The sequence below is a fragment of the Falsiroseomonas sp. genome, assembly GCF_051860665.1.
Classification (GTDB): domain Bacteria; phylum Pseudomonadota; class Alphaproteobacteria; order Acetobacterales; family Acetobacteraceae; genus Falsiroseomonas.
Genome location: NZ_JBHYDM010000050.1, coordinates 1 through 17,493 on the forward strand (window position 1 = coordinate 1; position 17,493 = coordinate 17,493).

Here is a 17,493-nt window from a genome sequence, read left to right on the forward strand (position 1 = left end):
GGTGCGGGGAGGGCAGAGCCCTCCCCGCAATCCACGGGCGCAACCTCACCTACCCCGCCAGCCGAGGCTCGCGCCTCCGGGACGCTGAGCCCGGCTCAGCCCCATGGGTTGCGGCGGGTTGTGGGAGGGGGGTTGCTCCAGGGGCCTGTGGGGGGGCGTGGCGGCGTTGGGGGTGGGCCCATGCGGGTGGACAGGGCGCGCAGGGCGGCGACGCGGTTTTCGGTTTTCGGGTGGGTGGAGAAGAGGCCGTCCATCCGCAGGCCGGACAGCGGGTTGATGATGAACATATGCGCCGTGGCGGGGTTGGCCTCGGCGGCCTGGTTCACCCGGCCGGCCTTGTAGCCTTCGAGGTGCAGCAGGGCGGAGGCCAGGCCTTCGGGGTCGCCGGCGATCTCGGCGCCGATGCGGTCGGCCTCGTATTCGCGGGACCGGCTGATCGCCATCTGCACGACCATGGCGGCGATCGGTGCCAGGACGATCATCAGGATGGCGCCGATCGGGCCGAAGGGGTTCTGGCGGTTGTCGCCGCGGCCGAAGAGGAAGCCGAATTGCGCCAGCATGCCGATGGCGCCGGCGATGGTCGCCGTCATGGTCATGATGAGGGTGTCGCGGTTCCGGATATGCGCGAGTTCGTGGGCGATCACGCCCGCCACCTCCCGTTCCGGCATCATGTCCAGCAGACCGGTGTTCAGGGCGACGGCCGCGCGGTCCGGGCTGCGGCCGGTGGCGAAGGCATTGGGCTGGTCCTCGTGGATGACATAGAGCGCCGGCATGGGGATGCCGGCGTTGCGGGCCAGTTGCTGGGTCATCTGGAACAGGCGCGGCGCGTCGTTCGGCCCGATCGGCTGGGCGTTGTGCATCCGCAGCAGCATGCGGTCGCTGTTCCACCAGGCGAAGACGTTCATGCCGCAGGCGAGGAGGAAGGCGATGACCATGCCCTGCTGGCCGCCGATCAGGAAGCCGACACCGACAAAGAGGGCGGTGAGGCCCGCCAGCAGGATCGCCGTCTTCAGGTAGCCGCTCATCTTGCCTCCAGTCTTCGGGGCGATCTTCCGCGCCCGTGCCGCGTTTGTCTCGGCACACAGCCAGGGACGACCTACATGTGGGGCATGAGCAACGCGAATCACGAGGCGCAGGTCCCCCTGCCCCAGACCGATCCCCTCCGCGCGCAGCAGGTGCCGCTGCCGCCCTCCGATGCGCCGGGCGCACCGCCCGGCCAGCCAGTGCCGGAACAGCCGCCCACGCAGCCGCCGCCGGACAGTGAGCCGCCGCTGCCGGGCGAGCTTCCGCCGCAGCCGATCGGCGATCCGCCCTCCGAGAAGCCGATGCGCCTGGCCCTGCCGCCGGAGATCGGCGGGCCGAAGGGGCCGGAGCCGACGCGCTTCGGGGACTGGGAACACAAGGGTCGCGTCAGCGACTTCTGACCGTCGCGGCGTGTTCCGCGACTCGGCCGCGACTCGGACGCGACTCGGGGAACGCGCTTGTGGGGTGGCGTCCTGGCACCCCCCAGGTCTTGTGGCGGGAGAACGGAATCGCCGGGTCATCGATTCGTTCGCGCGACTCGGGTCAGGTAGTTGATTCGAAACGCAGCCCGCAAGGCCGGGTGACCCCCGATTCACCCTGTGTTCCGAAAGGGGGGCGAATCGCGAACCGGAACATCCGCCCCGCGCCCGCTCAGCGGCCGCGTCGGGACAGCCAGATGCCGAGGCCCAGAACGCCGATCCCGGCCGCCGCCAGGGCCCATTCCGGGCCCAGCGCCGCCCGCCCGGCACCCATCGCGGCAGGGCCCAGTGACTGGCCGAGGAAGAAGCTGAAGGCATGCAGCGCCACCGCGCTGCCGCGCGCCATCGGCGCCACCTCCGTCACCCGGGTCTGGATGGAGCTGTGCATCATGTAGAAGCCGAGGCCGAGCAGCAGGCTGCCCGCCACCAGCACCGCCGCCAGGGGCGCCACCGCCTGCAGGCCCAGCCCGATGCCGGCCAGGCCGCCGCCCAGCAGCACCATGCGCGACTGCCCCATGCGGCGCAGCATCAGCCCGGCGAGGGCCGCGAAGACGAAGCCGCCGATGCCGAAGGCGGCGACGGCGAAGCCGGCCTCCGCCACGCCGCCCTGGCCGCGCTCCGCCAGCAGGGGCGCGATGAAGGGGAAGATGCCGAAGATCAGCATGCCTTCCAGGAAGACGCAGGCGTAGAGCACGCGCGCCGCCGGCTGGGCGATGATCTGCCGGTAGCGGCGCAGCGCATCGCCCAGGTTCAGCCGCGGCCCGCGCGGCTCCGGCCGGGCGCGGTCGTCGCGCAGCATGGGCAGGGCGGCGAGCGCCGCGGCGGCGCAGACCAGGGTGACGCCGCGCCAGCCGATCCAGGGCTCCAGCGCCGCGGAGAGCAGCGCGCCGCCGGAGGATCCGGTCAGCCCGGCCACCAGCAGCCGGGACAGCGCCACCTGGCGGCGTTCCATCGGCACATGGTCGCCGATGGCGGCGATCGCCAGCGGAAAGATGCCGCCCGCCGCGGCGCCGGCCAGGATGCGCAGCAGGGTGAGCGCGGTGAGGTCCGGCGCCAGCGCCGCCACCGCCAGGGCCAGGGCCAGGCCCATCAGGCAGATCCGGATCACCCGGCGCTTGCCCACCGCATCGCCCACCGGCCCCAGCACCGGCTGCACCAGCGCATAGGGCAGGGCGAAAGCGGTCGACAGCAGGGCGATGGTGGCCGGGCTGGCCGCGAAATCCCGCGCCAGGACGCCCACCAGCGGGTCGAAGGCGCGCGTCGCCAAATTGGAGGCCAGGCAGGCCAGGCCGAGGACGAGGATCAGGCGGCGCGTCTCCCCCCGGCCCTGAGCTTGCCGATCAGGGGGGAGCCGCTCGGGGGGAGGTTCGGCCATGCCGGCTCATGCTGCGGCCAGGCGGCGTCGGGGACAACCGCGCCGGACGCAACCCTGCCGGGCGGCGCGAAACGGATGAAACCCTCGGGTGGTGGCGGTAAAGCAAAATTTGTGCACATGTTTCCAGTTCCTGGACAGACCCATCGCATCGGAACCCGCGTGACCCCCCGTTTCGCCACTGCCTTCCAGCCCATTGTCGATGTGGAGACCGGCCTGACCCTGGCGCAGGAGGCACTGGTCCGCGGGGTGGGTGGGGAATCGGCCGGCAGCGTGCTGGAGGGGATCGCGCCGGCGGATCGCTACCGCGTCGATGCCGAGATCCGCCGCTGCGCGGTGGCGGAGGCGCTGCGCCTGGGCCTGCCCGCCACCACCGCCTCCCTCACCCTGAACATCTACCCCGGCTGCATCGGCCAGCCGGACTTCTGCGCCGCCCATACGGTGGCGGAGGCGGAGGCGATGGGCTTCCCGGTGAACCGCCTGGTCTTCGAGATCAGCGAGATGGAGCCGGTGGAGGATCCGGAGGCGCTGGCCCGGTCCCTGACCGCGCTGCAACGGCGCGGCCTGCGCATTGCGCTGGATGATGTCGGCACCGGCCATGCGCGGATCCCGCTGCTGATGGTCTGGCGCCCGGATGGCGCCAAGATCGCGCGGGAGGTCATCATGGGCCTCGACCAGGACGAGGCCCGCTTCGAGCGGGTGCGGGAGACGCTGGAGCAGCTCCAGGCCTTTGGCATGGCGCCCGTGGTGGAGGGCATCGAGACCCGCGGCGAGCTGGCGGCGCTCCGCCGCCTCGGCGTGCGCGCCATGCAGGGCTATCTCTTCGCCAAGCCCGCGATCGGCGCGCTGCCGGTGCCGGTGGTGCCCTGAGGCAGACCCCTACCGCACCCGGTTCTCCACTAGGTCCTGCACCACGCCGGGATCCGCGAGCGTCGAGGTATCGCCCAAGGCCTCCGTCTCATTCGCCGCGATCTTGCGCAGGATTCGGCGCATGATCTTGCCGGAGCGCGTCTTGGGCAGGCCCGGCGCCCATTGGATGGCGTCGGGGCTGGCGATGGGGCCGATCTCCTTGCGGACCCAGGCGACCAGCTCCTTGCGCAGCGCCTCGGAGGGCTCCTCGCCGGTCTTCAGCGTGACATAGGCGTAGATGCCCTGGCCCTTGATGTCGTGCGGCATGCCGACCACGGCCGCCTCCGCCACCTTGGGATGCGCGACCAGGGCGGATTCGACCTCCGCCGTGCCCATGCGGTGGCCCGCGACATTGATCACGTCATCGACGCGCCCGGTGATCCAGTAATAGCCGTCGGCATCGCGCCGGGCGCCGTCGCCGGTGAAGTACGTGCCCTTGAACGTCGAAAAATAGGTCTGCACGAAGCGGTCATGGTCGCCATAGACCGTCCGCATCTGGCCCGGCCAGCTGTCCAGCAGCACCAGATTGCCTTCGGTGGCGCCTTCCAGCAGCGTGCCGTCATTGTCCACCAGCGCCGGCCGCACGCCCGGCAGCGGCAGGGTGGCGGAGCCCGGCTTCTGGGCCGTGGCGCCGGGCAGCGGCGAGATCAGGATGCCGCCGGTTTCCGTCTGCCACCAGGTATCGACGATCGGGCAGCGCTCATCGCCCACATTGCGATAGTACCAGAGCCAGGCTTCCGGATTGATCGGCTCGCCCACGGAACCGAGGATGCGAAGCGACTTGCGGCTGGTCTTCTTCACCGGCGCCTCACCCTCCCGCATCAGGGCGCGGATGGCGGTGGGGGCGGTGTAGAAGATATTGACCTGGTGCTTGTCGATCACCTCCCAGAAGCGGGAGACGTTCGGGTAGTTCGGCACGCCCTCGAACATCAGCGTCGTCGCGCCATTCGCGAGCGGGCCATAGACGATATAGGTGTGCCCGGTGACCCAGCCGACATCGGCCGTGCACCAGTAGATCTCGCCGTCCCGATAGTCGAAGACGTTCTGGTGGGTGAAGCTGGCCCAGACCATGTAGCCGCCGGTGGTGTGCAGCACGCCCTTCGGCTTGCCGGTGCTGCCGCTGGTATAGAGGATGAAGAGCGGGTCCTCCGCATTCATCCTCTCCGGCTCCGCGGTTTCCGGCTGGGTGTCGCAGGCGTCCGACCACCAATGGTCGCGGCCCTCAACCATCTGCACGGCGCCGCCGGTGTTCTGGGCCACGATGACATGGCGGATGGAGGGGCAGGTCTTCAGCGCCTCATCGGCATTGGCCTTCAGCGGCACCTTGCGGCCACCGCGCCGGCCCTCATCGGCGGTGATCAGCAGCACGCAATCCGAATCCTGGATGCGCGACGCCAGGCTATCGGGCGAGAAGCCGCCGAAGACGATGGAATGCACGGCGCCGATCCGCGCGCAGGCCAGCATGGCGACCGCGGCCTCCACGATCATCGGCAGGTAGATGCAGACGCGATCGCCCTTCTGCACGCCCAGGCCGCGCATGGCGTTCGCCAGCTGGCAGACGCGGGCATGAAGCTCCCGGTAGGTCACCTTGGCGTCGCTGGCGGGATCGTCGCCTTCCCAGATGATCGCCACCTGGTCGCCGCGCGTCGCCAGATGCCGGTCGAGGCAGGAGACGGAGGCATTCAGCAATCCATCCTCGAACCACTTGATCGAAACCTTGCCGGAGGTGCCGCCGAAGTCGACGTTCTTGATCTTCGTCGGCGCCTGCATCCAGGCGATGCGCTGCGCCTCCTTCGCCCAGAAGGCGTCGGGGCTTTGGGCGGCCTCCGCATACATCGCCTTGTAGCTGGCCTCATCCACATGGGCGCGGGCGGCGATCTCGGGTTTCACGGCGATCAGCGTGGTCTCGGTCATTGGGCTCCCCCGCATTCTTTAGGCGCAGCTCGTCCGGCCTGCTGGCCGGTTCATAGAGATGAATGGGGCACGCGGCTATGAGATGCGTCAACCGCGCGGCGGGCCTCACCACTCGGCATCCTCCTCGCCCAACAGGCCTTCCAGGTCGCGGCCGCCATAGAGGAGGCGATCGATGACCACCGCCGTCCCCGTGACATGGAAGGCGACCGTCACCCGCCGCCGATAGCCCAAAGTGCGCAGCCCGGGGCGGATGGCGTCGCGGCGCGTGCCACGTTCGGGAAATTCGGCCAGCCCAAGGCAAAACCGCCGCAGCCCCTGCACATAAGCCAGAGCCCGCGCCGGCAGCGAGGCATCGGCAATGAGGTCGTAGAGGCCGCGAAGATCATCCAGGGCTTCGGGCGCGAAGACGACCCTATGCGCCACGCGCGGCGTGATGCGCCTGCATGGCGGCATCCACCTCATCAGCATCGAGTGCCCGGCCGGGATCGGCCTGCATGGCGTCGTAAACCGGGGCCACCTCGTCCCGAAGCCAGCGTTCCACCGCGGCATCACGCTCACGCAGCGCACGGAGGCCGGCGCGGACCACCTCGCTGGCCGAGGCATAGCCGCCGCCGGCGACCAGCTCATCCATGTAGCGCGCCTGATCGGGGGGCAGGCTCACGGTGCGTTTCTGGGCCGCGGCCATGAGGAGCTCCATCTGCAGTGCGGTATGAAGCTATCATACCGCACCGGCAGGTGACGACGGAAACCTAGCTCTCCGCCCTGATCCCCCGGTCCCGCGCGATGCCGGCGAAGGTGGTGACGGTGCTGTCGAATTGCCCCGCGAAGGCCTCCGGGCCGAGGCCGGAGGGGTAGAAGCCCAGCCCCGCCAACCGCTCCCGCACCGCCGCATCGGCCAGGATGGCGCGCACCGCCTGGTGCAGCCGGTCCGTCACCGCCGCCGGCGTGGCGGTCGGGGCAAACAGGCCGATCCAGGTATCCTGCACGAAGCCCGGCGCGATGGTCTCCGCGGCTGTCGGCACCTCCGGCACCGCGGCGGGCCGCGCCGCGCTGGTGACGAACAGCGGCACCAGCGTCCGCTCGCGCGCATGCGGCACGCCGGCGGAGAAGGTGACCACGCCGACATCGATATTCCCCGCCAGAAGGTCCTGCAGCACCGGCCCGCCGCCGCGATAGGGCACATGCTCCACCCGCAGCCCGCCGGCCGCGCGCAGCAGCAGCTCGCTGGTCAGGTGCTGGGAGGCGCCGATGCCCGGCACGCCGACATTCAGCGCCCCGGGCCGCGCCCGGGCGGCCGCGGCGAAATCCTGGATGGTCTTCAGGCCCGAGCGCGGATGGGTGAAGAAGCCATGCTCCGCCGTGACGATCCGCGTCACCGGCCGCAGCGCCTGGCGGAGGGAGGGCGCGCCCGCCACCGGCAGCGCCTCCGTCGCCGCAAAGGTGTCGTTGGCCAGCAGCAGCGTATGGCCATCCGCGGCAGCGCGCGCCACCGCCTGGCCGCCGACGCGGCCGGAGGCGCCGCCGATATTCTCGATGACCAGCGGCTGGCCGAGCTCGGCGCCCAGCGCCTGCTGCACGGCGCGCGCCAGCTGGTCCACCGCGCCGCCGGGCGGCCAGGGGACGATCAGCCGGATCGGCCGGTCCGGATAGGGGCTTTGGGCGCGCAAAACGGCCGGCGCGCTGGCGAAGGCAAGGGTCTGCAGCAGCAGCCGCCGGGAGGGGGCGAAGGTCATGGCGAATCTCCGAGGGTCAGGGGCAGGACAGGCGATGGCCGGCAGAGGGGCGACATCGCGGACCGGTCGGAGAAACGGCGCTGTTCATGGAAGTTTTTTCCACGAACAAGGCCTCGTGAGTCAAATGGGAGAAAAATAATCCATTTCCAGTCCTGGCGCGGCGAGGGGCCTGCCTAGAGCCCGGCCTCCGCTGGCACGATCACGCGCCCCGCCGCATCCACCCGCGCCGGCACCGATTCCAGGCTCTCCCCATAGCAGGGGCCGGAGGTGCAGAGCCCGTCCTCGATCCCGAAGCGGGCGCCATGCGCCGAGCAGATGATCGCCGTCCGCTTGGCATCCAGGAAGCGATGCGGCGCCGGATCCAGCGGCAGCCCGACATGCGGGCAGGAATTCACGTAAACAAAAACCTGGGCGCCGCGGCGGATCGCGAAAAGGCCGGTGAAAGCGCCCGCCGCCGGGCTGAAGCCGCGGCTTTCGCCATCCGGAATCTCTTCCAGCAGGCAGAGCACCCGCTCATCCGACGCCACCTCGCCCATCAGCTTTCCAGCCCCAGCCGCGCATGCCATTCGGCGATGCTTTCCTTCGGATAACCCTTGTGGCGCCGGTCGCCCTTGGCGAAGCAGGGCTCCACCCAGCCGGCCTTGGAGCCGAGCAGCAGATGCGTGTGCTCCGGCGGCACCGGCAATTCGCTGTCGATGGCGGAGGCGAAGGGATGCACCAGCTCCGGCCAGCGGGGGTCGAAAAGCCAGAGCGCGCTGCCGCATTCGCCGCAGAAGTTTCGCTGCCCGGGGCTTTTGCGGGTTCGCTGGCCCGGTTCGCGCAGCCGGGCGTTATAGACCTTCACATGCTTCGCGCCGCGGACCTTCAGCGTGGCGGCATCGCCCGAGATGTTGATGGCATAGCCGCCCCCGCCCTGCGTCTTGCGGCAGATCGAGCAGTAGCAGCGCTGGTAGGGATAGGGTTGTCCCGAATCGCAGCGAAACCGAACCTTGCCGCAGTGGCAGGATCCCTCCAGGCGCATGGCGCTACTTCCCCTTCCAGCCGCCGAGCTTGCAGAGCTTCTTCCAGTGCGCGGCCGAGACCGGCATCACCGAAAGCCGCGACATCCGCACCAGGGCGAGCTCGGCAAAATCCGGGTCCGCCTTGATCTCGGCCAGGGTCACCGGCTTCGGCATGGGCCCCACCGCCTTCATGTCGACGCAGACCCAGCCCCCCTTGGTGCCGGGTTCCACGCTGGGGTCGGGATAGGCCTCCCGCGCCACCTCCACCACGCCGACAATCTCCTTGCCGATATTGGAGTGGTAGAAGAAGGCGAGGTCGCCCTTCTTCATGGCGGCGAGGTTCGCCTTGGCCATGTGGTTGCGCACGCCGGTCCAGGGCTCGGTGCCGTTTGCCACCTGCTGGTCCCAGGAAAAGGCGTCCGGCTCCGACTTCACAAGCCAGTACTGGCGTGCGGGTGCCATCACACCATCGCCCCGTCCTTGAACACCATGCGGAAGGGGCGGATCGTCACCGTCTCGAAGAGGCCGGCCTTGGCATAGGGGTCGCCGGCGGCCAGGGCCTCGGCGGCGGCCTGGTCCTCGGCCTCCACCACCAGCAGGCTGCCGCAGGGCTTGCCCTCGGCGTCCAGCACCGGGCCGACCACGACGAAGCCGGCCATCTGGGACTTCAGGTATTCCAGGTGGGTCGGGCGCGTGGCCAGGCGCAGTTCCAGGGAATTGGGCTTGTCGGTGCAGCTGATGGCGAAGAGCATGGCGGTCTCCCGGCGGCGAGGTTGCGAGAATCAGACGTAACGCCCTCCGTCTCCCGCTTCAATCCGAGGCCATCCACCCCTAGTCTAGGGGCGTGGACGCCAGACCCCTCATGCCCCGCCAAGCGGGCCAGCCCATCGCCGCCCCGCCAGCGGGTGCGCGGTCCCTGCACCGCTTTGCCAATCCGGGGCGCTTCCTGCGGATGACGGGGCGGATCATGCCCTGGCTCTGGGCGCTGGCGCTCGGCGTCACTGGCTGGGGCACCGCCTGGGCGCTGGGCTTCGCCCCGGCCGATTGGCAGCAGGGCGAGACGGTCCGCATCATGTATGTCCATGTGCCGATGGCCTGGCTGGCCATGGGCGGCTATCTGGGCCTCGGCATCCTGTCCCTGATGTCGCTGATCTGGCGGCATCCGCTGGCCGACCTCGCGGCGCGGGAGCTGTCGCCGGTGGGTGCCGCCGTCACCGCGCTCTGCCTCGCCACCGGCAGCCTCTGGGGCAAGCCCATGTGGGGCACCTGGTGGGTCTGGGATGCGCGGCTGACCAGCGTGCTGGTGCTGTTTTTCCTGTGGCTCGGCCACGCCGCCCTGGTGCGGGCCTTCGACGAGTCCGATCGCGGGGCGCGGGCGGGCGCCATCCTGGCTCTGGTCGGGCTGGTGAACCTGCCGATCGTGAAATTCTCCGTCGACTGGTGGAACACGCTGCACCAGCCGGCCAGCGTCACCCGGCTGAACGCGCCGGGCATGCATGTGGACATGCTTTTTCCTCTCCTGGTCTGCGCCCTCGGCTTTTCGCTGCTCTTCGGCGCCGTGGTTCTGGCGCGCACGCGCGCCGCGGTGATGGAACGCCGCATCCGCGGGCTGGAGACGGCCCGCGCCCGCCGCGCCGATGCCGCGCCGGTGGCTTGATCCATGACAAGCCATTGGATCCATATCTCGGTATCCTGGGCCGGCACGCTGCTGGTGTTCGGCGGCCTGGCCACCTTTGCGGTTCTCCGGCAGCGCCGGGCAGCTGCGCGGCTGCAGCAACTCGATCCGCGGAGCGAGACGAAACCATGAACCGCAAGCGCCGGCGACTCTGGATCCTGCTGCTCTGTGCCATCGGGGTCGGCAGCGCCACGGCCCTGACGCTGACGGCCTTCCAGGACAATATTGTCTTCTTCCGCTCCCCCTCCGACATCATGGCGGAGCGTCCGGCGCCGGAGCGCGCCTTCCGCCTCGGCGGGCTGGTCGAGGCCGGCAGCGTGGAGCGGGAGGAAGCGGCCGCAGGCGCAAGGCCCACCGTGCGCTTCCGCGTGACCGATGGCGCGCATGCCGTGCCCGTCACCTACCAGGGCGTGCTGCCGGACCTGTTCCGGGAAGGCCAGGGCGTGGTCACCGCTGGCCGGCTGGGGCTGGACGGGATGTTCCGCGCCACGGAGGTGCTGGCCCGCCACGACGAGACCTATATGCCGCCCGAGGTCGCGGATGCGCTGAAGCGCGCCGGCCATTGGCAGCCCGAACAGGGCACGCCGCCGCCGGCCGCCACCTGGAACACGCTTCAGCCGGCGCGGACGGGCAGCGGATCATGATCGCGGAACTCGGCCACTATGCCCTGGCGCTCGGGCTGATCCTGGCTTTGGCGCAGGCGATCCTGCCCCTGCTGGGGGCGGAGATGCGCAACGGGCGGATGATGGCGGTGGGCGCGCCGCTGGCGCTGGGCCAATGCCTGGCCATCGCCACCGCCTTCGGCTGCCTGATCTATTCCTATGCGATCAACGACACGACGGTGGTGAACGTCGTGCAGAACAGCCATTCGGCCAAGCCGATGCTGTACAAGATCACCGGCACCTGGGGGAACCACGAGGGTTCTCTCCTGCTCTGGATCCTGATTCTGGCCATCTGCGGCGCGGCTGTCTCGGCCTTTGGCCGCGAATTGCCGACGGCGCTCCGCGCCCGCGTTCTGGGCGTGCTCGGCCTGATCTCCGTCGGCTTCCTCGCCTTCACGATCCGAACGTCGAATCCATTTGAGAGAATGTGGCCGCCGGCGCCGGATGGGCAGGGGCTGAACCCGATCCTGCAGGATATCGGGCTGGCGATGCATCCGCCGCTGCTCTACCTCGGCTATGTCGGCTACGCCGTCACCTTCGCCTTCGCCATCGCCGCGCTGATCGAGGGCCGGGTCGATGCCGCCTGGGGCCGGTGGGTACGGCCCTGGTCGCTGGCCGCCTGGTCCTTCCTGACGCTCGGCATCGCGCTGGGCTCCTGGTGGGCCTATTACGAGCTCGGCTGGGGCGGCTACTGGTTCTGGGACCCGGTCGAGAACGCCTCCCTGCTGCCCTGGCTGATCGGCACCGCCCTGCTGCATTCCGCCATCGTGGTGGAGAAGCGGGAGGCGCTGAAGACCTGGACCATCCTGCTGGCGATCATCGCCTTCGGCATGTCCCTGCTCGGCACCTTCCTGGTGCGCTCCGGCGTGCTGAATTCCGTGCATTCCTTCGCCAATGACCCGGAGCGCGGCCTCTTCATCCTGGGCCTGCTGATGTTCTACCTGGCGGGCGCCTTCCTGCTCTTCGCGATCCGCGCGCGGGCGATGATTCCCACGGGCATCTTCGCGCCGGTGTCGCGCGAAGGCGCGATCGTGCTGAACAACCTGCTGGTCTGCTCGATCACGGCGGTGGTCTTCGTCGGCACGCTCTGGCCGCTGTTCGCGGATGCGCTCTTCGGCACCAAGGTCTCGGTGGGGCCGCCCTTCTTCAATTCGGCCAGCTTTCCGCTGGTGGTGCCGCTGCTGCTGGCCATGGCGGCGGGGCCGCTGATGCCCTGGAAGCGGGCGCAGCTGGCCTCCGTCGTGATGAAGCTGTGGTGGGTCGCCGTCATCGGTTTCGCGGCCTTCTTCGTGGCGCTGCTGGCTTCCGGCCAGAAGGTGCTGCCGGCCGTGGGCTTTGCCTTCGCCGCCTGGGTGATCGGCGCGGCCTTTGCCGATATCGCGGACCGGACCGCGCTGTTCCGCACCAACCTCGGGAATGCCTTCAACCGCGCCAAGGGCCTGCCGCGCGCGGCCTGGGGGGCGGCCATCGCCCATGCCGGCATCGGCATCACCGCGGCCGGCATCGCCGGCATGGGGCTGGCGCAGGAACGGCTGGTCTCGCTGGCCGCCGGCGAATCCACCACGCTCGCCGGCTATGAATGGCGGCTCGATGGCGTGCGGGACGAGGTCGGGCCGAACTGGACCGCGCGCCGCGCCCATATCACCCTGCTGCGCGACGGACGCGAACTGCGCGTCATGCAGCCCGCCCGCCGCTTCTTCCCCGTCGCCCGCATGAACACCACCGAGGTCGCGATCCACACCAACCTGATGGCCGACCTCTATGCCGTGATCGGGGAGGAGGATGCCGCCACCGGCCGCGCCGTGATCCGCCTGCACTACAACCTGCTGGCGCCCTGGATCTGGCTGGGCGCGGCGGTGATGGCGCTCGGCGGCGGGCTCTCGCTGGCCGATCGCCGGGTGCGCGTCTCCGCCCCCAATCGCGCGGCCATCCGCGGCGCGGCGGCGCGCGCATGACGCCGACCAGCCGCCGCCTGCTGCTGGCCGCGCCCTTCGCCATCGCCGCGGCGGGCGGTGTCGGCTTCTACACGGCGCTGCAGCGCCAGCGTTCCGGCGCCTATAATCCGCGCGGCGTGCCCTCCGCCCTGATCGGCCAGGCGCCGCCGGCCTTCGACCTGCCGGCGCTGCCGGACTCGGGCGTCGAGAGTTTCGGCGCCGCCGATCTGCGCGGCCTGGGCCGGCCGGTGCTGGTGAATTTCTGGGCCAGCTGGTGCGTGCCCTGCATCATCGAGCATCCGCAGCTGATGAAGCTGTCGCGCGAAGGCGTGCCGGTCTTCGGCATCGCCTACAAGGACCGCGCGCCCGACAGCCTCCAGTTCATCCGCCGCCACGGCAACCCCTTTGCCCGCCTGGCGCAGGACGTGCCGGGCCGCGTGGCGATCGACTGGGGCGTCTATGGCGTGCCGGAAAGCTATCTGCTGGATGCGCAAGGGATCATTCGCTGGCGCTATGCCGGGCCGATCACCGACGAGGTGCTGGAACAGGATTTGCGCATTTTGCTCCGTCGCCATGCGTAGGGTCTGGCTCGTCCTCCTGGTCCTGCTCCTGCCGCTGCCGGCCGCCGCGGTCACCAGCCCCGCCGACATGCTGCCCGATGCGGCGCAGGAGGAGCGGGCCCGCGCGCTGGGCCGCGAAATCCGCTGCATGGTCTGCCAGAACCAGTCGATCGAGGACAGCGAGGTCGGCCTGGCGCGCGACCTGCGCCTGCTGGTGCGCGAACGCATCACCGCCGGCGACAGCGACGCGCAGGTGAAGGACTTCCTGCACGCCCGCTACGGCGACTTCGTGCTGCTGCGGCCGCCCTTCGCCTGGAACACCCTGATTCTCTGGGCCACGCCGCTGGTGGCCCTGCTGGTGGGCTTCGGCCTCATCCTGCTGGCCCGCCGCGGCACCGCCGGCGTGCCACCCCCCGCGCCGCTCAGCGCGGAGGAACAGCGCCGCCTCGCCGAGATCGAGGCCGCGATCAAATTCAATGACGGAAACAGGGCGTGATCTGGCTTCTGCTCGGTGGCCTCACGGTCCTCGCCTTGGCACCGCTTGCCTGGGGGCTGATCCGCCCCTCCCGCCTGCGCGGCCGCGCCGAGGCGGATCTCGCGCTGTATCAGGCGCAGCTTGCGGAGCTGGACCGGGAGGCAGAGGCCGGCCGCCTCGACCCCGCCCAGCACCAGGCGGCGCGGCTGGAGGTGCAGCGCCGCATCCTCTCCGCCCCCGGCGATGCCTCGGATATCGGCGCGCCCGGCCGCACGCCGGCGGTGCTCGCGGCGCTCGTCTTCCTGCTGCCCGCCGCGGCGCTCGGCCTGTATCTGGTGCGCGGCACGCCGGACATGCCCGCCGTGCCCTTCGCCGAGCGCCAGCGGATGGCCGAGGCCGAGGACCGCATGCTGGAGCTGCTGCGCACCCGCGTCGGCGCGCTGGACCCCGGCAGCGAGATGGGCCGGCAGGGCCAGGTTCTGCTCGGCAATGCCGAAAGGTCCCGCGGCCGGCTGGCGGAGGCGGCCGCGGCCTATCGCACCGCGCTGGCGGCCCGCTTCGACGGCGAGCTGGCCGGCGACCTGGCGGAGCTGGAGATCGAGCGCGGCGAGACCGAGGCGGCGGCCGCCCTCATCGCCCGCGCGCTGGGTTCCTCGCCGCAGGAGCCGCGGCTGCGCTTCCTGTCAGGCCTGGCGGAAGCCCGCGCCGGCCGCGCCGAGAATGCGCGCCGCATCTGGCAATCCCTGCTGGCGGACGCGCCGGCCGAGGCGCCCTGGCGCAGCGTGGTGCAGGGGCAGCTGCAGACGCTGCCCTGAAGCAGTTTCAAGCCTTGCGGCTTCGCAAGGCGACCTGGACAACGCGTTCGAGCAGGCCCTCAGTGCCCCGCGCGCACCGCCGCAGCCGGCGCGCCGCGCCCGCCCAGGCGGCGGATGCCGCCGCTGGCCAGCAGCAGCACCAGCCCGGCAAGGATAAAGGCGCCGCTCCAGATCAAGGTGGCCTCCAGGCTTTCGCCCGCCAGCCGCGGGCCATGCCCGCTGAAGACGCCGAGCACCAGCGCCACCAGCAACCCGAAGACGCCGAGGGTGAAGCAGACCAGCGCGGCGCCATCCGCCAGCGTGCCGACCAGCGCCGCCGGGCGGGACCGGGTGGTGGCGGCATTCTCCTGCAGGAAACGGCCGAGCAGGAACAGGAAGACGACGGCGACGACGAACCAGACCCACATGGCGGCAACCTCAATCAGGCGTTGCGCGCATTTGTGTCCGCGGCAGGGGAGGATGCAAGGGGATTTGGACGGGCGCGGGCACCGAACCCCCACCCAACCCTCCCCCGCGAGCGGGGGAGGGCTTTCGGGGTCAGTAGCGGTACTGCTCGGCCTTGAAGGGGCCCTGCTCCGGCACGCCGATATAGTCGGCCTGCTGCTTGGTGATCTTGGTCAGCTTGGCGCCGACCTTGGCCAGGTGCAGCGCCGCCACCTTCTCGTCCAGGTGCTTCGGCAGCACATAGACCTTCTTCTCGTACTTGCCGGGGTTCGCCCAGAGCTCGATCTGCGCCAGCGTCTGGTTGGTGAAGCTGGCGGACATGACGAAGGAGGGGTGGCCCGTGGCATTGCCCAGGTTCACCAGCCGGCCCTCGGAGAGCAGGATGATGCGCTTGCCGGTCGGGAACTCGATCTCGTCGACCTGCGGCTTCACATTGTCCCACTTGTAGTTGCGCAGGGCGGCGACCTGGATCTCGCTGTCGAAGTGGCCGATGTTGCAGACGATGGCGCGGTGCTTCATGGCGCGCATGTGGTCGGCGGTGATGACGTCCACATTGCCCGTGGCGGTGACGAAGATATCGGCCACCGGCGCGGCATCCTCCATGGTCACCACCTGGTAGCCCTCCATCGCCGCCTGCAGCGCGCAGATCGGATCGACCTCGGAGACCATGACGCGGCAGCCGGCATTGCGCAGGCTGGCGGCGGAGCCCTTGCCCACATCGCCGAAGCCCGCGACCATCGCGACCTTGCCGGCCATCATCACGTCGGTGCCGCGGCGGATCGCATCCACCAGCGACTCGCGGCAGCCATAGAGGTTGTCGAACTTCGACTTGGTGACGCTGTCGTTCACGTTGATCGCCGGGAACAGCAGCTTGCCTTCCTTGGCCATCACATAGAGGCGGTGCACGCCGGTCGTGGTCTCCTCGGAGACACCGACGATCGACTTGGCCAGCTGGGCGAACCAGCCCGGCTTCGTCTTCACCAGCTTCTTGATGAGGGCGAAGAAGACTTCCTCTTCCTCATTGGTCGGCTTCTCGAGGAAGGCGGTGTCGCCCTGCTCGGCGCGCAGGCCGTAATGCACCAGCAGCGTCATGTCGCCGCCGTCGTCCAGCAGCACGTTCGGGGTGCCGCCGTCGCCCCACTCCAGCGTCTTCTGCACATAGTCCCAGTATTCCGTCAGCGTCTCGCCCTTGATGGCGAAGACCGGCGTGCCGGCGGCGGCGATGGCGGCCGCGGCGTGGTCCTGGGTGGAGAAGATGTTGCAGGAGGACCAGCGGACATCGGCGCCGAGATGCTTCAGCGTCTCGATCAGCACGGCGGTCTGGATGGTCATGTGCAGGCAGCCGGCGATGCGGGCGCCCTTCAGCGGCTGCGCGGCGCCGTATTCGGCGCGCACCGCCATCAGGCCGGGCATCTCGTCCTCGGCCATGTTGATTTCCTTGCGGCCCCAGGCGGCGAGGGAAAGGTCCTTGACGATGAAGTCCTGGCCGGCGGCGTCGGGCATGGAAAATCCTTTGGGTCGCGTCTGACTTGGCCCGCGGCGCGTAGCATGGGCGCGCCGTCAGGCCAAGCGTTTCCCGCCACTCATAAGGATATCTTTATATCTTGGCCATACCTGCTCGTTTCGGAGGCGGCCAGGCTACTTCAGCGGAAAGCCCAGCGCCGTCAGCGCCTCCCGCATCCGATCGCGCCCCGAAAGCCCGGCCGCGGTGCCGACGCGGCTCATCATGCGTTGGGTCCAGTCCTGCTGGCCCATGCCCTGCGCCACGGAAAAATCGCCCAGCGCCTGGTCGTAGCCGGCAATGGCGCTCTGTTCCTCCGCCACCCTGTACTGTTCCCGGTGCAGCACCAGCGATTGCGGCAGCCGCGGCTTCACCGCGCCCTGCACCGCCGGGTGGCCGACCGCCATGCCAAAACACGCGAAGGCATTGGGCGGCAGGTTCAGCTCGGCCGAGACCTTTTCGGGGTGCTGCCGCAGCTGGCCGACATAGACGGTGCCGAGTCCGAGCGATTCCGCGGCCACCAGCGCGTTCTGCGCGGCCAGTGCCGCATCCACCAGCGCCACCATGAAGGATTCCAGGTAGTCCAGCCCTTCCATCTTGCGCTGATGCGCCTCCCCCAGCCGGATCAGCCGGGAATTGTCGGCGATCCAGCACAGGAACAGCGGCGCCTGGCGGATGAAGCCCTGGCGGCCCGAGAGGTCGGCCAGGCGGTTGCGCCGCGCCTCATCCTCCACCGCCACCACCGACCAGGCCTGCAGGTTGGAGGAGGTGGGCGCCGATTGCGCGGCCGCCACAATCGTCTCCAGCGTGCCCGGCGCCAGCTTCTGGTCGGTGAAACTGCGGATGGAGCGGTGGCCCAGCAGCGTCTCCAGCACCGGGTTGGTCACCTCCAGCGCCTGGTCCGGGCCGGCGCCGGCGCCGTAGCGGGCGCGGACGGTGTCGATCGGGGCCTGGTCCATGCGGCGTCTCCTGCGGGTGATGGAGGGCGCGTAACCC

22 protein-coding genes are annotated in these 17,493 nt (G+C 70.1%); 9 read left to right on the forward strand and 13 right to left on the reverse strand.

The annotated features are described in order from the left end of the window. Window positions 1–95 precede the first annotated feature (95 nt). Window positions 96–1,025, reverse strand: coding sequence for a zinc metalloprotease HtpX (gene htpX, locus ACTIF1_RS25725; RefSeq protein ID WP_439599323.1), 930 nt, complete (start codon window positions 1,023–1,025; stop codon window positions 96–98). Window positions 1,026–1,109: 84 nt separating this feature from the next. Between htpX and ACTIF1_RS25730 the strand changes: the two genes are divergently transcribed. Beyond that, the gene (locus tag ACTIF1_RS25730) at window positions 1,110–1,424 is read left to right on the forward strand and encodes a DUF1674 domain-containing protein (protein WP_439599324.1); all 315 of its coding nucleotides are present in this window, start codon (window positions 1,110–1,112) and stop codon (window positions 1,422–1,424) included. A gap of 250 nt (window positions 1,425–1,674) precedes the next feature. On the opposite strand, the gene ACTIF1_RS25735 is transcribed toward ACTIF1_RS25730, so the two are convergent. Further along, on the reverse strand, window positions 1,675–2,877 hold the full coding sequence (locus ACTIF1_RS25735) for an MFS transporter (protein ID WP_439599325.1): 1,203 nt from the start codon (window positions 2,875–2,877) through the stop codon (window positions 1,675–1,677). 159 nt (window positions 2,878–3,036) lie between these two features. Here ACTIF1_RS25735 and ACTIF1_RS25740 point away from each other — a divergent pair, with 159 nt between their 5' ends. Then, window positions 3,037–3,744, forward strand: a complete 708-nt coding sequence (locus tag ACTIF1_RS25740; protein WP_439599326.1) for an EAL domain-containing protein — start codon at window positions 3,037–3,039, stop codon at window positions 3,742–3,744. A 9-nt stretch (window positions 3,745–3,753) separates the two neighbouring features. Here ACTIF1_RS25740 and acs read toward each other — a convergent pair whose 3' ends face one another. The 8 genes from acs to ACTIF1_RS25780 all read right to left on the reverse strand — a co-directional run bounded on the left by acs (window position 3,754) and on the right by ACTIF1_RS25780 (window position 9,183). Then, window positions 3,754–5,697: an acetate--CoA ligase gene (acs, locus tag ACTIF1_RS25745; RefSeq protein WP_439599327.1), complete on the reverse strand. Its 1,944-nt coding sequence runs from the start codon at window positions 5,695–5,697 to the stop codon at window positions 3,754–3,756. 105 nt (window positions 5,698–5,802) lie between these two features. After that, window positions 5,803–6,120 carry a type II toxin-antitoxin system RelE/ParE family toxin gene (locus ACTIF1_RS25750; RefSeq protein ID WP_439599328.1) on the reverse strand — a complete coding sequence of 106 codons (318 nt, stop codon included), beginning with the start codon at window positions 6,118–6,120 and terminating at the stop codon, window positions 5,803–5,805. Further along, a complete protein-coding gene (locus tag ACTIF1_RS25755) occupies window positions 6,110–6,358 on the reverse strand; it encodes a ribbon-helix-helix domain-containing protein (protein WP_439599329.1) in 249 nt (82 codons plus the stop codon). The genes ACTIF1_RS25750 and ACTIF1_RS25755 overlap by 11 nt, the downstream gene beginning before the upstream one ends. An 88-nt stretch (window positions 6,359–6,446) precedes the next feature. Beyond that, window positions 6,447–7,430 carry a Bug family tripartite tricarboxylate transporter substrate binding protein gene (locus ACTIF1_RS25760; protein WP_439599330.1) on the reverse strand — a complete coding sequence of 328 codons (984 nt, stop codon included), beginning with the start codon at window positions 7,428–7,430 and terminating at the stop codon, window positions 6,447–6,449. 173 nt (window positions 7,431–7,603) lie between these two features. Further along, window positions 7,604–7,966 carry a Rieske (2Fe-2S) protein gene (locus tag ACTIF1_RS25765; protein WP_439599331.1) on the reverse strand — a complete coding sequence of 121 codons (363 nt, stop codon included), beginning with the start codon at window positions 7,964–7,966 and terminating at the stop codon, window positions 7,604–7,606. After that, a complete protein-coding gene (locus ACTIF1_RS25770) occupies window positions 7,966–8,451 on the reverse strand; it encodes a GFA family protein (protein ID WP_439599332.1) in 486 nt (161 codons plus the stop codon). The genes ACTIF1_RS25765 and ACTIF1_RS25770 overlap by 1 nt, the downstream gene beginning before the upstream one ends. A gap of 4 nt (window positions 8,452–8,455) precedes the next feature. Then, window positions 8,456–8,893, reverse strand: coding sequence for an EVE domain-containing protein (locus ACTIF1_RS25775; RefSeq protein ID WP_439599333.1), 438 nt, complete (start codon window positions 8,891–8,893; stop codon window positions 8,456–8,458). After that, window positions 8,893–9,183, reverse strand: coding sequence for a YciI family protein (locus ACTIF1_RS25780; protein ID WP_439599334.1), 291 nt, complete (start codon window positions 9,181–9,183; stop codon window positions 8,893–8,895). Before ACTIF1_RS25780 ends, ACTIF1_RS25775 begins: the two co-directional genes overlap by 1 nt. A gap of 110 nt (window positions 9,184–9,293) precedes the next feature. Here ACTIF1_RS25780 and ACTIF1_RS25785 point away from each other — a divergent pair, with 110 nt between their 5' ends. From ACTIF1_RS25785 to ccmI, 7 genes are read left to right on the forward strand one after another with little or no spacing between them, the layout of a single operon-like run. Next, on the forward strand, window positions 9,294–10,088 hold the full coding sequence (locus ACTIF1_RS25785; RefSeq protein WP_439599335.1) for a heme ABC transporter permease: 795 nt from the start codon (window positions 9,294–9,296) through the stop codon (window positions 10,086–10,088). Window positions 10,089–10,091: 3 nt separating this feature from the next. Continuing rightward, window positions 10,092–10,238 carry a hypothetical protein gene (locus ACTIF1_RS25790; protein ID WP_439599336.1) on the forward strand — a complete coding sequence of 49 codons (147 nt, stop codon included), beginning with the start codon at window positions 10,092–10,094 and terminating at the stop codon, window positions 10,236–10,238. Further along, on the forward strand, window positions 10,235–10,750 hold the full coding sequence (gene ccmE / locus ACTIF1_RS25795; protein WP_439599337.1) for a cytochrome c maturation protein CcmE: 516 nt from the start codon (window positions 10,235–10,237) through the stop codon (window positions 10,748–10,750). The genes ACTIF1_RS25790 and ccmE overlap by 4 nt, the downstream gene beginning before the upstream one ends. Further along, window positions 10,747–12,723, forward strand: a complete 1,977-nt coding sequence (locus ACTIF1_RS25800; protein ID WP_439599338.1) for a heme lyase CcmF/NrfE family subunit — start codon at window positions 10,747–10,749, stop codon at window positions 12,721–12,723. The genes ccmE and ACTIF1_RS25800 overlap by 4 nt, the downstream gene beginning before the upstream one ends. Beyond that, complete coding sequence (locus ACTIF1_RS25805) at window positions 12,720–13,283, forward strand: DsbE family thiol:disulfide interchange protein (RefSeq protein WP_439599339.1); 564 nt, start codon at window positions 12,720–12,722, stop codon at window positions 13,281–13,283. The genes ACTIF1_RS25800 and ACTIF1_RS25805 overlap by 4 nt, the downstream gene beginning before the upstream one ends. Next, complete coding sequence (locus ACTIF1_RS25810; RefSeq protein ID WP_439599340.1) at window positions 13,276–13,758, forward strand: cytochrome c-type biogenesis protein; 483 nt, start codon at window positions 13,276–13,278, stop codon at window positions 13,756–13,758. The genes ACTIF1_RS25805 and ACTIF1_RS25810 overlap by 8 nt, the downstream gene beginning before the upstream one ends. After that, a complete protein-coding gene (ccmI, locus tag ACTIF1_RS25815; protein ID WP_439599341.1) occupies window positions 13,755–14,552 on the forward strand; it encodes a c-type cytochrome biogenesis protein CcmI in 798 nt (265 codons plus the stop codon). The genes ACTIF1_RS25810 and ccmI overlap by 4 nt, the downstream gene beginning before the upstream one ends. A gap of 59 nt (window positions 14,553–14,611) precedes the next feature. Here the strand turns inward: ccmI and ACTIF1_RS25820 are convergent, their stop codons facing one another. From ACTIF1_RS25820 to ACTIF1_RS25830, 3 genes are all read right to left on the reverse strand, one after another. Continuing rightward, window positions 14,612–14,959, reverse strand: a complete 348-nt coding sequence (locus tag ACTIF1_RS25820) for a hypothetical protein (protein WP_439599342.1) — start codon at window positions 14,957–14,959, stop codon at window positions 14,612–14,614. A 130-nt stretch (window positions 14,960–15,089) separates the two neighbouring features. Beyond that, entirely contained in the window at window positions 15,090–16,499 is a 1,410-nt protein-coding gene (gene ahcY / locus ACTIF1_RS25825) for an adenosylhomocysteinase (protein WP_439599343.1), read from the reverse strand. Window positions 16,500–16,634: 135 nt separating this feature from the next. Continuing rightward, window positions 16,635–17,456, reverse strand: coding sequence for an NADPH-dependent oxidoreductase (locus ACTIF1_RS25830; protein ID WP_439599344.1), 822 nt, complete (start codon window positions 17,454–17,456; stop codon window positions 16,635–16,637). Window positions 17,457–17,493: the final 37 nt, after the last annotated feature.

Excerpts from the sequence above, each read along its gene's own strand:
- htpX (WP_439599323.1), bottom strand. The coding sequence starts at position 1,025 with ATGAGCGGCTACCTGAAGACGGCGATCCTGCTGGCGGGCCTCACCGCC.
- ACTIF1_RS25730 (WP_439599324.1), top strand. The coding sequence starts at position 1,110 with ATGAGCAACGCGAATCACGAGGCGCAGGTCCCCCTGCCCCAGACCGAT.
- ACTIF1_RS25735 (WP_439599325.1), bottom strand. The coding sequence starts at position 2,877 with ATGGCCGAACCTCCCCCCGAGCGGCTCCCCCCTGATCGGCAAGCTCAG.
- acs (WP_439599327.1), bottom strand. The coding sequence starts at position 5,697 with ATGACCGAGACCACGCTGATCGCCGTGAAACCCGAGATCGCCGCCCGC.
- ACTIF1_RS25760 (WP_439599330.1), bottom strand. The coding sequence starts at position 7,430 with ATGACCTTCGCCCCCTCCCGGCGGCTGCTGCTGCAGACCCTTGCCTTC.
- ACTIF1_RS25765 (WP_439599331.1), bottom strand. The coding sequence starts at position 7,966 with ATGGGCGAGGTGGCGTCGGATGAGCGGGTGCTCTGCCTGCTGGAAGAG.
- ACTIF1_RS25770 (WP_439599332.1), bottom strand. The coding sequence starts at position 8,451 with ATGCGCCTGGAGGGATCCTGCCACTGCGGCAAGGTTCGGTTTCGCTGC.
- ACTIF1_RS25775 (WP_439599333.1), bottom strand. The coding sequence starts at position 8,893 with ATGGCACCCGCACGCCAGTACTGGCTTGTGAAGTCGGAGCCGGACGCC.
- ACTIF1_RS25780 (WP_439599334.1), bottom strand. The coding sequence starts at position 9,183 with ATGCTCTTCGCCATCAGCTGCACCGACAAGCCCAATTCCCTGGAACTG.
- ACTIF1_RS25785 (WP_439599335.1), top strand. The coding sequence starts at position 9,294 with ATGCCCCGCCAAGCGGGCCAGCCCATCGCCGCCCCGCCAGCGGGTGCG.
- ACTIF1_RS25790 (WP_439599336.1), top strand. The coding sequence starts at position 10,092 with ATGACAAGCCATTGGATCCATATCTCGGTATCCTGGGCCGGCACGCTG.
- ccmE (WP_439599337.1), top strand. The coding sequence starts at position 10,235 with ATGAACCGCAAGCGCCGGCGACTCTGGATCCTGCTGCTCTGTGCCATC.
- ACTIF1_RS25800 (WP_439599338.1), top strand. The coding sequence starts at position 10,747 with ATGATCGCGGAACTCGGCCACTATGCCCTGGCGCTCGGGCTGATCCTG.
- ACTIF1_RS25805 (WP_439599339.1), top strand. The coding sequence starts at position 12,720 with ATGACGCCGACCAGCCGCCGCCTGCTGCTGGCCGCGCCCTTCGCCATC.
- ACTIF1_RS25810 (WP_439599340.1), top strand. The coding sequence starts at position 13,276 with ATGCGTAGGGTCTGGCTCGTCCTCCTGGTCCTGCTCCTGCCGCTGCCG.
- ACTIF1_RS25820 (WP_439599342.1), bottom strand. The coding sequence starts at position 14,959 with ATGTGGGTCTGGTTCGTCGTCGCCGTCGTCTTCCTGTTCCTGCTCGGC.
- ahcY (WP_439599343.1), bottom strand. The coding sequence starts at position 16,499 with ATGCCCGACGCCGCCGGCCAGGACTTCATCGTCAAGGACCTTTCCCTC.
- ACTIF1_RS25830 (WP_439599344.1), bottom strand. The coding sequence starts at position 17,456 with ATGGACCAGGCCCCGATCGACACCGTCCGCGCCCGCTACGGCGCCGGC.